At 58.3% G+C, this 13,339-nt stretch carries 11 protein-coding genes and 1 other annotated feature (1 of these 12 only partly in view); of the genes, 5 read left to right on the plus strand and 6 right to left on the minus strand.

Annotated features, from left to right (window positions below; genetic code table 11):
* Positions 1-100: a sequence feature (Thr leader region), on the minus strand (it extends 19 nt beyond the left edge of the window).
* Together thrL and GVJ63_RS07700 are read right to left on the minus strand one after the other, a co-directional pair.
* Positions 39-107, minus strand: coding sequence for a thr operon leader peptide (gene thrL / locus GVJ63_RS07695; RefSeq protein WP_071591720.1), 69 nt, complete (start codon positions 105-107; stop codon positions 39-41). (Overlaps the previous feature by 62 nt.)
* Positions 108-295: 188 nt before the next feature.
* On the minus strand, positions 296-1,000 hold the full coding sequence (locus tag GVJ63_RS07700) for a tRNA/rRNA methyltransferase (protein ID WP_064703485.1): 705 nt from the start codon (positions 998-1,000) through the stop codon (positions 296-298).
* Between the two features lie 609 nt (positions 1,001-1,609).
* On the opposite strand from GVJ63_RS07700, the gene arcA reads away from it, so the two are divergent.
* Positions 1,610-2,326, plus strand: a complete 717-nt coding sequence (gene arcA / locus GVJ63_RS07705; protein ID WP_010253677.1) for a two-component system response regulator ArcA — start codon at positions 1,610-1,612, stop codon at positions 2,324-2,326.
* Positions 2,327-2,397: 71 nt separating this feature from the next.
* Here arcA and creA read toward each other — a convergent pair whose 3' ends face one another.
* Positions 2,398-2,871: a protein CreA gene (gene creA, locus GVJ63_RS07710; protein WP_010253671.1), complete on the minus strand. Its 474-nt coding sequence runs from the start codon at positions 2,869-2,871 to the stop codon at positions 2,398-2,400.
* 194 nt (positions 2,872-3,065) lie between these two features.
* Here creA and robA point away from each other — a divergent pair, with 194 nt between their 5' ends.
* Positions 3,066-3,947, plus strand: coding sequence for an MDR efflux pump AcrAB transcriptional activator RobA (robA, locus tag GVJ63_RS07715; RefSeq protein WP_010253667.1), 882 nt, complete (start codon positions 3,066-3,068; stop codon positions 3,945-3,947).
* Between the two features lie 42 nt (positions 3,948-3,989).
* On the opposite strand, the gene gpmB is transcribed toward robA, so the two are convergent.
* Entirely contained in the window at positions 3,990-4,637 is a 648-nt protein-coding gene (gene gpmB, locus GVJ63_RS07720; RefSeq protein ID WP_010253664.1) for a 2,3-diphosphoglycerate-dependent phosphoglycerate mutase GpmB, read from the minus strand.
* A 206-nt stretch (positions 4,638-4,843) separates the two neighbouring features.
* On the opposite strand from gpmB, the gene yjjX reads away from it, so the two are divergent.
* Positions 4,844-5,362 carry an inosine/xanthosine triphosphatase gene (gene yjjX / locus GVJ63_RS07725; protein ID WP_010671697.1) on the plus strand — a complete coding sequence of 173 codons (519 nt, stop codon included), beginning with the start codon at positions 4,844-4,846 and terminating at the stop codon, positions 5,360-5,362.
* Here the strand turns inward: yjjX and trpR are convergent, their stop codons facing one another.
* Both trpR and sltY read right to left on the minus strand, forming a co-directional pair.
* Positions 5,363-5,680, minus strand: coding sequence for a trp operon repressor (trpR, locus tag GVJ63_RS07730; RefSeq protein ID WP_010253656.1), 318 nt, complete (start codon positions 5,678-5,680; stop codon positions 5,363-5,365).
* 45 nt (positions 5,681-5,725) lie between these two features.
* A complete protein-coding gene (sltY, locus tag GVJ63_RS07735) occupies positions 5,726-7,645 on the minus strand; it encodes a murein transglycosylase (RefSeq protein WP_033756501.1) in 1,920 nt (639 codons plus the stop codon).
* A 269-nt stretch (positions 7,646-7,914) separates the two neighbouring features.
* On the opposite strand from sltY, the gene atzF reads away from it, so the two are divergent.
* On the plus strand, positions 7,915-9,711 hold the full coding sequence (gene atzF, locus GVJ63_RS07740; RefSeq protein ID WP_159226652.1) for an allophanate hydrolase: 1,797 nt from the start codon (positions 7,915-7,917) through the stop codon (positions 9,709-9,711).
* 2 nt (positions 9,712-9,713) lie between these two features.
* Positions 9,714-13,331 (plus strand): urea carboxylase, encoded by a 3,618-nt coding sequence (gene uca / locus GVJ63_RS07745; RefSeq protein WP_159226653.1) that lies wholly within the window; start codon positions 9,714-9,716, stop codon positions 13,329-13,331.
* Positions 13,332-13,339 lie beyond the last annotated feature (8 nt).

The following is a 13,339-nucleotide window of genomic DNA, read 5'->3' on the forward strand; positions in this document are numbered from 1 at the left end:
TTTAGGTGCGGGCTTATTTTCTGTTTTTCCTGTATGCGTCAGCCCGCACCGTTACCTGTGGTAATGGTGGTGGTAATAATTGTGGTGTTCAGGCTGATTTTACGCATTTAGATTTATTTTCTGTCTGTTTTTGTCTGTCCGTCTTGCTTCCAGAAGTAAAGCAAAGCGCACATTAAGTCAACCCGATTTGTCCGGCGGACAGATTTCCACCACTGCGCACAGCCACCGGTGAAAGCGTAAAACGCTGTTCGATCGGTTGCGATGCAGAAATTCCCTGCGATCTGTTGCTGTAAAATCAGCTTTTTGCCGAGGATTTATCTGTGAGTTTTTTTTCAATATCGTGCAGCAGACGATGCAGCATCGCACTGTCGCGCTGTTCCAGCAGCCCCACCCGCTGATCGATCCAGTCTGACAGCTTCTCATCATCACTGACCTCCAGTTGCGCCAGCAGCTGATGGAAACGCTGACGCAGCGCCTGCAACTGCTGCCCATCCGCCGCAGAGGCTTTTGGTGCCTCAACCTGATTCAGCTTCGACAGCTGATAGCAGTAGACCATCACCGCCTGTCCGAGATTGAGTGAAGGATAGTCATTCGCCATCGGGATGCCGGTCAGCAGGTCTACAAGCTCCAGCTCCTCGTTGGTCAGCCCGCTATCTTCGCGGCCAAACACCAGCGCCATACTGTTTACCCACTGGCGTTTCTCCAGCAATTGCGTTTCAACCTGCTCCGGTGTGGCGTAATAACGAAACTTTGCCCGGCTGCGCGCGGTGGTCGCGACCGAAAAATCGATGTCCGCTAACGCGTCGGCCAGGGTTGCAAAGGTCTGAACGTTGTCGAGAATTTCGCCGGCACCATGTGCCACCCGGCGCGCGGCGGGATCCTGCCAGGCGTCACTGGCAACGATGCGCAGCTGACTGAATCCCATGGTTTTCATGGCACGCGCCGCAGCGCCGATATTTTCTGGCCGCGCGGGCGAGACGAGAATCAGGGGAAAAAGCATATTTATTCCATTGGTCCATTAACATCACGCCATATTAACATGGCTGTTAATGATTCAGTCGCCAGAAGGTAATAAGAAAATCGTGTGTTAACCATGTTAAAACTGGTTAAAAGTGATGGCCTGAATCTTTTTATCCCTGAAACGAGCTTTATTAAAGAAATCATTATTAAAGCATTTAACTTCAACGAGATAGAATGTGATTTCCGGCGGGTTTTATTTTGGCCCGACTGCGTAAAAAATGTAACGAAAATGATGCTTTTTGTGAGCTAAACAGGCAATCTGCGAGAAGTTTTTCACAAAAGTGTTAACGTGCTACAATTGCATTTGATATAAGTCAACGAAGCGTTGTTTTTATGCTTATCGGTTGTAGTTGGTGCTGTTAGGTTGCTGTTAATACAGTTAGGATATGCGCCATTATCATTAACGCCCGGGGCATGCAATTTTCATCCTGACTGGCTGAGCTAATACTGTTGTTGACGTTGATAGATGGCTTATCAAAATATGATTTCGTACAACGGTTCAGCGCGGCCCGCCGCTCTCGATGATGGAGAACGCCATACCGCTGTACGCCCTGTTTTCAATTTGTTGGCAAATTTTAGGTAGCTAAACATGCAGACCCCGCACATTCTTATCGTTGAAGACGAACTGGTCACGCGTAATACCCTCAAGAGTATTTTTGAGGCGGAAGGTTATGTGGTGTATGAGGCGACTGATGGTGCTGAAATGCATCAGGTGCTGACCGACAATGACGTTAACCTGGTCATCATGGACATCAACCTGCCCGGTAAAAACGGCCTGTTGCTGGCCCGTGAACTGCGTGAGCAGGCCAATGTCGCCCTGATGTTCCTGACCGGCCGTGACAACGAAGTCGATAAAATTCTTGGTCTGGAAATTGGCGCTGACGACTACATCACCAAACCGTTTAATCCGCGTGAGCTGACTATTCGTGCCCGCAACCTGCTGTCGCGCACCATGAATCTGGCCATGCCAGGCGAAGAGCGTCGTCAGGTAGAGAGCTACAAGTTCAACGGTTGGGAGCTGGATATCAACAGCCGCTCACTGATCAACCCGAACGGCGAGCACTACAAACTGCCACGCAGTGAGTTCCGCGCCATGCTGCACTTCTGCGAAAACCCGGGTAAAATTCAGACCCGTGCCGATCTGCTGAAAAAAATGACCGGCCGCGACCTCAAGCCACACGATCGCACTGTCGATGTCACCATCCGTCGTATTCGTAAGCATTTCGAATCAACGCCGGACACGCCAGAGATCATCGCCACCATTCATGGTGAAGGTTATCGCTTCTGCGGTGACCTGCAGGATTAAACCCCTGTCAGACGCGGCAAATAAAAAACGCCCCTGCGGGCGTTTTTTTTGTCCTTAGTGTGACGGCATGATCAGTGCCACGGCATAATTGGCACAGCGCTAATCGCATTTTTCGGTGAGCCATCAACCACTTTATCGGAATAGGTCAGATAGACCAGGGCGTTGCGCTTTTTGTCGAAGAAGCGTACAACCTGCAGCTTCTTGAAGATCAATGAGGTGCGCTGGCGGAATACCACTTCACCCTCTGCTTTGCCCTGCGCGATTTTATCACTCAGTTCGACCGGCCCCACCTGCTGACAGGAGATCGCGGCATCAGAGGTATCTTCTGCCAGACCCAGTCCGCCTTTAATACCCCCGGTTTTCGCCCGGCTGATATAACAGGTTACATTTTTAACGTCCGGATCATCGAAAGCCTCAACGACAATCTTGTGGTCAGGCCCGAATATCTTGAATACCGTATCAACAGAGCCAATCTGTTCGGCAAACAGCGGGCTGGAAAAGGTCAGCGTGGTCAGCGCAGCGATCATAAGTCGGAATATTGTCATGGAGTTACCATTGCAAATGGAATAGATGAGAATGTAATGTACTGTTAATCGAGTTAATGACCAAACCAAAACGGGTTGAAGCCCGTACTGATTTAGCACAACCTTCCCCGGAAAACGGCCCACGTCTTTTGAGCAATGAGTGCTAATATTCTTCGAATGCGTTTAGCTGCACCACCAGAGTATGAGGATGTTTTATGGACCAAGCCGGTATCATTCGCGATTTGCTTGTCTGGCTGGAGAGCCATCTGGATCAACCCCTTTCACTGGACAATGTTGCCCAGAAAGCCGGTTACTCTAAATGGCATTTACAGAGGATGTTTAAAGACGTAACCGGACACGCAATAGGTGCCTATATTCGTGCGCGTCGTCTGTCTAAAGCCGCCGTGGCGCTGCGCCTGACCAGCCGCCCGATTCTGGACATCGCACTGCAGTATCGTTTTGATTCACAACAGACTTTTACTCGCGCATTCAAAAAACAGTTTGCTCAGACACCAGCGTGGTATCGCCGCTCTTCCGACTGGAACTCATTCGGTATTCGTCCCCCTATTCGGCTGGACGATGAGACGCAGCCGGAACCGGCATACGTCACCCTGCCGGAGACGGTGCTGGTAGGACAAACCCAGAACTACACCTGTATTCTGGAGCAGATTTCCAGCTACCGCGACGAGATGCGTATGCACTTCTGGAAGCAGTTCCTGCTGGAAACCGATACGGTGCCGCCGGTACTGTATGGCCTGCATCAGGTGCGCGCCAGCCAGGACAAAGATGACGAGCAGGAGATTCTCTACACCACGGCGGTGCCTGCTGACAGCGCGGTCAACCTGCACTCCGGGCAGAACGTGATTCTGGAAGCGGGCGACTACGTGCAGTTCACCTATACCGGCCCGCGCGTCAATCTGCAGGAGTTTATCCTGCTGCTCTACGGCACCTGCATGCCGACGCTGGGGCTGACCCGTCGTCAGGGACAGGACATCGAACGCTTTTACACCGATGGCGGTAAAAAACGCGCTGAGCCACCGACCGAGATCCGTTGCGAATATCTGATTCCCATTCGCCGCCAGACCGTAGCCAGCTGACGTTAAGGCTGCCGTCATCGCGACGGCAGCCTTTTAAGTAAATCAGCGTTGAAGCTCGTCGAGTGCAGGCGCATCCAGATGGGAAATATCCCCCGCCGTCTCGACAATCCAGCCTTCTGCCAGCCAGGCGCTCTGCTGATAATCAACACGTGAGAGTGAGCAGTTACGCAGACGCAGACGACGTTCCGCATAGGCAGGCAGACCGAGAATCGTGCTGACCAGCGCCCCCAGCGCCATACCGTGACTGACGAGCAGTGGACGGCTTCCGGCTGGAAGATCAAGACAGGCATTCAGCGCGGCGTGCATGCGCGTCGCCATCTCAGTCATCGACTCCCCTTCAGGAATACGGCCCCCTTCGGTGCCGTTGACCAGCGTGGCGCGCCACTGCTCTTCTTCCGCGGTTAAGCCATCCAGCGGACGCTTCTCCAGCACCCCCATATTCAGCTCACGCAACCGCGGATCAAGCGTGACTGAGCAACCGCAGGCATCCGCAATAATCTCCGCGGTGCGGCGCGTTCGCCCCAGATCGCTGGCAATAATGTGCGTAATGCCCAGATGTTTCACGCGCTCACCCACCTGCCAGGCTTGCTGCTCACCTTTTTCCGTCAGCGGACTGTCGGACTGACCCTGAATGCGACGCTCCGCATTCCATACCGTTTCACCGTGACGAACAAGATAGACCTGTAGCATGTTAGTTTCCGTTATACTGCGACAAAAATCGCTTTAGAGCTTACCCCATCAGGCGTCATTGTTGCAGTCAGTCTGCACACGGAGAGCGCGAAACAACCGGCGCGTACGGAAAGTACGTGAGGATTGTGAGCACTGCCCGGGTTCAGAATGACAAATCAAACAGCCCGATGGACCAGGCGCTTAATCACCTGAGGGTTCAACCAATTATGTACCATGTTGTCGCAGCCACCACCAATCCAGCGAAAATTCATGCGATTGCTCAGGCATTCAACGACGTTTTCGGCGAGGGATCCTGCCATATTGAAGGGGTCGAGGTCGATAGCGGCGTAGCAGCACAACCGTTAACCCATCTCGAAACGCGAACTGGCGCACGTCAGCGCGTGATGAATGCCCGGCAGGTCCGGCCAGAAGCGGCGTTCTGGGTAGCGATTGAGGCGGGCATCGAAGATGACAGCGCGTTTGCCTGGATGGTGGTAGAAAATCAGAAGCAGCGCGGCGAATCGCGCTCGGCCAGTTTCACCCTGCCGCCGGTGGTGCTGGCGGGTCTGCGTGAAGGGCGGGAGCTGGGCGACGAGATGGCGCGGTTAACCGGCATCGAAAATATTAAACACCAGGGTGGCGCTATCGGGGCGTTCACAAACGGCCTGCTCAGCCGCTCCAGTGTCTATCATCAGGCACTGATTCTGGCGCTCTGCCCGTTCATCCATCCGCTTTACCAGCAGTGATCAGGCGCGTCCCAGACGCGCCTCCAGCCAGCGTTTCAGCTCCGGCGGCGCCTCTTTCAGGCTGTTCGAGCCTCGTGTAATGGTCGCAATGCCAACGCCGAGCTCATTTTTCAGTTCGCGCTGGCTCATCTCGCCGTTCATTAACTCTTCGATAATCCGCAGACGGGTGCCGAACGCTTCCCGCTCGTCGGGCGTCATCATCAGTTGCATCAGTGGCAGCGCATGACCATCAGCAAAGGCCTGCTGCATCAGCACGACAAAGCGCTGCCAGCTATCTTCTGCCGGATGCGCATCGGTGGGGGAATCAGAATGGGTCATGAAGAGGCTTCCGTACTCGCTAAAGAGTACGGAAGCTTAGCACAGCTAGTAACGGCGATTCCACTCAGCATCTGACAGGATCTTGTCAGGCTTGCCCATGAAGTGACGATAGTAGGCGTCGTACGCCAGCACATTCTTCACATAGCCACGCGTTTCAGAGAACGGGATGGTCTCGATAAACGCGACGGCATCAAGATTGCCTGCACTGGTTTTCTGCCAGCTTCGCACCCGGCCCGGCCCGGCATTGTAGGCCGCCGAGGCGAAAATCCGGTTCTGATTGAACTGCTGATAGACATATTCCAGATACTGGGTGCCGATCTGAATATTGGTTTCCGGATCGAGCAGCTGGCTGGTGTTGCTGTAGCCAGGGATGTTGTACATCTTCACGGTATGCGCCGCCGTGGCAGGCATAATCTGCATCAGACCGCTGGCGCCGACCGGTGAACGCGCTTTCGGATTCCAGGCGCTCTCCTGACGCGAAATCGCCATCGCATAGCTCGGCGGGATCTGCTTCACCGCGGTGTTGCGCTCATAGACGCTCTGCCACGCCAGCGGGAAACGCTCTTTCAGGCTGTCCCACATTTTGGCAGTGATGGTCGCCTGCACGCTGAGATCCCACCAGTCCTGCTCATTGGCGTAGCGCGCCAGCATCTGCTGCTGCGTGTGCGTGCGGCTGCCGATCAGATTGCTCCACTCGCTGCGCGCCAGGTTATCCAGACCCCAGTACATCAGCTCGCGAACGCGGGCCAGCTCCGGTCCCTGCACCGTGGCACTGTCAGGCTTCGGCGCTTCATCCACCTGCAACGGGTAGTCAACGCCCAGCCGCTGTGCGGCCACCATTGGATAGAAGCCACGCGCCTGCATCAGTTTGCGCAGGATCTCTTCCGCTTCCTCTTTGCGATCTTTCTCAAACAGCAGATCGGCCTGCCAGTACTGCCATTCATCTTTCTCTTTGGCTTCCAGCGGCAGACGGGCGATCCAGGTGTTAAGGCCGCGTCGGTCATGCTGAGAGAGTGCCAGTCGTACCCGGCGTTCTACCAGCGCGGTAGACTCGCTGTTCATCACCACCGCATCGCGCCAGCGTGCCTGCTCAGAGGTGAGATCGCTGCCCATCATGCGCCAGACCACAATCTCCTTCAGCGCCTGCTCATCCTCCGGCCCCATCTTCTGCGCCCGGACCAGGATCGGAATCAGGCTGCGGGCATTTTCCATGTCCTGCCGCGCCACACGCGTAAAGGCGTAAATCGTTGCCTGGCGGGTAAAATCGGTTGGCCCGACAGCGCTGGCGAAGGTGCTGACCGTTAACGGATCCTGCTGCAGGGCCTGTATCGCGTCAGACATGGTCTGATAGTCAGTAGGCAACGTTTTCGCCAGATAGCTCACCAGGCTGTCGTTGCCTGCTTTCATCGCCAGCCGGATACGCTCCAGGATCGTAATTGGCGAAATCTGACCGGACGCCTGCCAGACCGAAAAGAGCTTATCGCAGTCCGCGGGCAGCGCCGTGCCACGCAGCCAGATCTGCTTCGCGCCGTCAAACGCGGCCTGCTGCTGACCGGTGGCCCATTTGGCGTAATACCAGTTACAGCGTGCCTGCACCGGCTTAGGTTCGGTCGGACTGAAGTTCAGCACACCCTGCCAGTCCTGTCGGTAAGCCAGCACATTAATAAAGCGGGTGCTGAGCGAACGCGCGGGTGGCAACGTTGGATACTGGCGAATAAAGTTCTGTACCGCCAGGGTGGTCTCCTGATCGAGATCCTGTGCCAGCAGGCGATATTGCAGATAAGGATAGAGCGGATAATCCTGTAGCGTGGGCAACAGCTGATCCACGGTGGCCATCTGATTGCTGTCCCAGGCCTGTTTAATTTGTTGATAACGTTGCCGTTGTTGATCAAGCGAATCGGCCCATGCGCTGCTGGCCGTGCCGGCCATGCAGATCCCTATTATCCAGTTACGCCACTTCACCACGTAAATCTCCTCTGTTGCTGGGGCCGGCGAGTTGCCAGACAGTCTTCATGCTAACCAGGCCACCGGACTCTTGCCATGTTCTTCACAAAATTTACGCACACGAAAGGTAAACGCACCGTCATCGTTCAGCGCGCGCGCCGTAATTGTGCAAATTATCATCAGAAAATCTTATCACTACACGCATTAAACTGTTGAATCATTGCGTTAAAAAAGTGGCACAGCCTTTGCTCTGTTGAATTCCATCTTGTATACCAGCTGGAATTCTTCGTATGACTTCAACCTTTGGCCTGACGCTTCACGCCTGGCAGCAGCGCTATCAGCAGGCGCCGCAACAGATTACTTCGCTGCTGAGCGCACACCTGGCGGCTCTCGACACACACGATAATGCCTGGATCTATCTGGCGACACCGGATCAGTTAGCGGCTCAGATTGAGCCACTGCTGGCGCACTATCAGCGCGATCCCGGATCGCTGCCGCTGTTTGGTGTTCCCTTCGCCGTCAAAGACAACATTGATGTGGCGGGCTGGCCGACCAGCGCCGCCTGCCCCGCCTTTACCTATACCGCCAGCGAAGACGCGGTAGCGGTCACCCGGCTGAAAGCCGCCGGCGCGATAGTCATCGGCAAAACCAACCTCGATCAATTCGCTACCGGCCTGGTGGGCACCCGCTCCCCGTTTGGCGCGGTCAGTAACACTTTTGATGCCGATTACGTCAGTGGCGGCTCCAGCTCCGGCTCTGCGTCGGTGCTGGCGCGCGGGCTGGTCGCCTTTTCACTGGGCACCGATACCGCGGGATCGGGCCGCGTTCCGGCGGGCTTTAACAATATTGTCGGACTGAAGCCGACCAAGGGCTGGTTCTCTGCACGCGGCGTGGTGCCCGCCTGCCGCCTCAACGACACGATTTCCGTGTTTGCGCTGACTGCAGAAGATGCCTTTAGCGTCGCCAGCGTCATGGGTGGCTATGATGCCGGTGACGCCTATTCGCGCATTAATCCGCGCACCGCCCCGGCCAGCCTGCCGGTTCATCCCCATTTTGCGGTACCTTTGAACCCGGAGTTTTTTGATGATGCCGCCGCCGAAGCCGCCTGGGACCAGGCGCTGGAGGCGTTGCAGGCGGGTGGCGTGACGCTGCACCCTATCGACTTCACCCCGTTCCGGAAGCTGGCTGAACAGCTTTACTACGGTGCCTGGGTCGCCGAACGCACGGCGGCGGTGGGCGGGATGCTTGATCGCCCGGCGGAGATGGATCCGGTGGTACACGAGATTATTGCCAGCGGCCTGAAATACAGCGCAGTCGACGCCTATAAGGCGGAGTATCTGCGGGCCGAACTGACGCGCCAGATTCAGCAGACGCTGGCACAGTTTGACGCGCTGGTGGTGCCGACCTCGCCCACGATTCATACCCTGGAGGAGATGAAGCAGGAGCCGATTCACTACAACTCGCAGTTTGGCACCTATACCAACTTTACCAACCTTGCCGACCTCGCCGCGCTGGCGCTGCCCGCACCGTTCCGCAATGACGATCTCCCGGCAGGCATCACGCTGATTGCGCCCGCCTGGCACGATCGGGCGCTGGCTGAGTTTGGCATTCGCTGGCAGCAGCAGCTTGCTCTGCCGCTGGGCGCGACCGGCCGGCCCTGCCCTGCCTGGCGCACCAGCCTGCCCGCCTCCGCCGACCATGTCCGGCTGGCGGTGGTGGGCGCGCATCTCACCGGAATGCCGCTTAATTTTCAGCTCACCGATCGCCATGCCGTCTGGGTGGAAGAGACGAAGACCGCGCCACACTATCGCCTGTTTGCCCTGCTGGAGGGCGCGATCAAAAAACCCGGCCTGATGCGTGACGAACAGGGCGCCGCTATCACCGTGGAGCTGTGGGATATCCCGCTGGCGCGCTTTGGTGAGTTTGTGGCGGAGATTCCCGCACCGCTGGGCATCGGCAGTCTGACGCTGGCGGATGGCCGGGTGGTGAAAGGCTTTATCTGCGAAGGTGCGGCGCTGAACAACGCGCTGGAGATTACTGAGACGGGCGGCTGGCGCAACTGGCTGGCATCACAGGGGAGTCACTGATCATGTTCACCACCGTACTGATTGCCAATCGCGGCGAAATCGCCTGCCGCGCCATTCGGACGCTGAAGCGCCTTGGCGTCAAAAGTGTCGCGGTCTATTCAGATACTGACCGCAACGCGCAGCACGTTAAGCAGGCGGATATCGCTATCGCGCTGGGCGGCGATAAAGCCAGCGACAGCTATCTGCGCATCGACAAAATTCTGGCGGCGGCTCAGCAGAGCGGCGCCCAGGCTATCTGGCCGGGCTACGGTTTTCTTTCAGAAAGCCAGCCGTTTGCCGAAGCCTGTGAAGCGGCGGGGATCGCCTTTGTCGGCCCCACCGCGCAGCAGATTGGTGAGTTCGGCCTTAAGCACCGTGCCCGTGAGCTGGCAGCCAGTGCGGGTGTACCAATGACGCCCGGCACACCGCTGCTTGCGTCGCTGGAGGAGGCGATGCAGGCGGCCAATAAGATCGGCTATCCGGTGATGCTGAAAAGCACGGCGGGCGGCGGCGGCATTGGCCTGACGCGCTGTGCCGACGCCGGAGCGCTCGCCAGCGCCTGGGAGAGCGTACGCCGTCTTGGCGAGCAGTTCTTCAGTGATGCGGGCGTGTTTCTGGAACGCTGCATCGATCGCGCCCGCCACGTAGAAGTGCAGATTTTTGGTGACGGTAACGGCACTGTGGTCGCGCTGGGTGAACGCGACTGCTCACTGCAGCGCCGCAATCAAAAGGTGGTGGAAGAGACGCCCGCGCCCGGTCTGTCTCCGGCGACGCGTGACGCCCTGCTCGCCTCGGCGGTGCGGCTCGGCGAGCGGGTGAACTACCGCAGCGCAGGCACCGTGGAGTATATCTACGACGTCGACCAGCAGGCCTTTTACTTTCTGGAAGTGAACACCCGCCTGCAGGTGGAGCATCCGGTCACTGAGTGCGTCACCGGACTCGATCTGGTGGAGTGCATGTTGCAGGTGGCGGCGGGCGATGCGGTTGACTGGTCACGTCTGCAGCAGGCGCCGCAGGGCGCCGCCATTGAAGTGCGGCTCTATGCGGAAGATCCACTCAAGAACTTTCAACCCAGCCCCGGCCTGCTAACCGGCGTAACTTTCCCTGACGGCGTGCGGGTCGACAGCGGCATCGAAACCGGCAGCGAGGTCTCCAGCTTCTACGATCCGATGATCGCCAAACTGATCGTGCATGCCGACACCCGCGATGCGGCGCTGAAAAAACTTCTCCATGCGCTGGATGCCACTCAGCTGCACGGCATCGCCACCAACCTCGACTATCTGCGCCAGATTACCGCCAGCGACGCGTTTCGCAGCGGCAACGTCTGGACGCGCTACCTCGACAGCGTGGTGCCTGCCTCCTCCGTGGTGGAAGTGCTGCAACCCGGTACCTTCAGTTCGGTTCAGGACTATCCTGGCCGCCTCGGCTACTGGGATATCGGCGTGCCGCCTTCCGGCCCGATGGATGACTTCGCTTTTCGGCTGGCTAACCGCATCGTCGGTAATCATGACGCGGCGGCGGGGCTGGAATTTACCCTGCAGGGGCCGACGCTGCGTTTCCACTGTGATGCCATCGTGGCGCTGACCGGTGCTGACTGCGACGCCACGCTGGAGGGCGAACCGGTCAGCACCTGGCAGCCGCTGGCGGTGAAAGCGGGAGAGACTCTGGCGCTGGGACGCGCCCGGACGGGCTGCCGCAGCTATCTGGCCGTGCGTAACGGCTTCGACGTGCCGGAGTATCTGGGCAGCCGCAGCACCTTTTCGCTGGGCCAGTTTGGCGGTCACGCCGGACGCACCCTGCGGGTTGCCGATATGCTGGCGATCTCCCAGCCTGAGCGGGCAGCCTGCACCACGCCTGCCCCGGTCAGCGATCCGCAGCCGCTCGATGCGGCGCTGATTCCACATTACGGCAGCGAGTGGCGCATCGGCGTGCTCTACGGCCCGCACGGCGCACCGGATTTCTTCACCCAGGCCGCCATCGATGCGTTCTTTGCCAGTGACTGGCAGGTGCACTACAACTCCAACCGCCTCGGCGTGCGGCTGGTCGGCCCGAAACCGACCTGGACCCGCGCCAACGGCGGCGAAGCGGGCCTGCATCCCTCCAACGTTCACGACTGTGAATATGCCATTGGCGCGGTCAATTTCACCGGCGACTTCCCGGTGATCCTGACGCACGACGGCCCAAGCCTCGGCGGCTTTGTCTGTCCGGTGACCATCGCCAAAGCCGAGCTGTGGAAAGTGGGCCAGGTTAAACCTGGCGACACCATCCGCTTCCACCCCATCACCGCAGACGATGCGCTGGCGCGGGAAAAAGCGCAGATGCATCTGATTGAGACATTGCGCCCTGAGCATCCGCCCACGTTTGCCGTGCCGTCACTGGCCGAAACCGCCCACGGCTCCGCCACGATTCTGGCCGCTCTGGAGGCCACGACCAGCACGCCGAAAGTGGTCTATCGCCAGGCGGGCGACAAATATGTGCTGATTGAGTATGGCGACAACGTACTGGATCTGGCGCTGCGTCTGCGTGTCCATCTGCTGATGAATGCGCTGACGGCGCAGGCGGAGCCTGGCGTAGAGGAGCTGTCGCCTGGCGTGCGTTCGCTGCAGGTGCGCTACGACAGCCGCATCATTCACCAGTCCGGGCTGATGTCGCTGCTGCTGGCGCTGGAAGCGACGCTGGGCGACGTCAGCACGCTGAAAGTGCCCTCCCGCGTGGTGTGGATGCCGATGGCATTTGAAGACAGCGCCACGCTGGGCGCCGTCAGCCGCTATCAGGAGACGGTGCGCGCCAGCGCCCCCTGGCTGCCCAACAACGTGGACTTTATCCAGCGGATTAACGGCTTAAGCAGCCGCGATGAGGTGCGCGATACCCTGTTCAACGCCAGCTATCTGGTGCTGGGGCTGGGCGACGTCTACCTTGGCGCGCCCTGTGCCGTTCCGATCGATCCACGCCATCGCCTGCTGAGTTCCAAATACAGTCCGGCGCGCACCTTCACCGCCGAAGGTACCGTAGGGATCGGCGGCATGTACATGTGCATCTACGGCATGGATTCGCCCGGTGGCTATCAGCTGGTGGGCCGCACGCTGCCCATCTGGAACACCTTCCTGAAAAATCCGCAGTTCGCTACCGATGCGCCGTGGCTGCTGCGCTTCTTCGATCAGGTGCGCTTCTATCCGGTGAGTGAAACCGAACTGACCCAGCTGCGCGAAGATTTCCGCGAAGGCCGCGCCAGCCTTCGTATTGAAGAGACGCAGTTTGATTTTGCCGCCCACCAGCAGTTCCTCGCCGACCACGCCGCTGAAATTGCAGCGTTCCGCCAGCGCCAGGCCGCCGCTTTTGAACAGGAAGTGCAGCTATGGGCGCAGGAGGAGCAGAACGCGTCGCCGGAGGATGAAACGCGCGCCAGCGTCAGCGAAGAGGAGGAGAGCGGGCTGGCGGTGCAGGCAGATCTCAATGGCAACATCTGGAAAGTGCTGGTGCAGCCGGGCGACGAGGTCAGCGCCGGGCAGACGCTGATTATCGTGGAGGCGATGAAGATGGAGCTGGCGATTGTCGCCCCGCAGGCCGGTCGTGTGACGCGGATTGCCTGCCAGGCGGGCCGTCCGGTCAGTCCTGGCGATAACCTGCTGTGGCTGGAATAAGGAGCGGT

The sequence above is a fragment of the Pantoea sp. 18059 genome (assembly GCF_902706165.1).
GTDB classification, from domain to species: Bacteria; Pseudomonadota; Gammaproteobacteria; order Enterobacterales; family Enterobacteriaceae; genus Pantoea; species Pantoea agglomerans.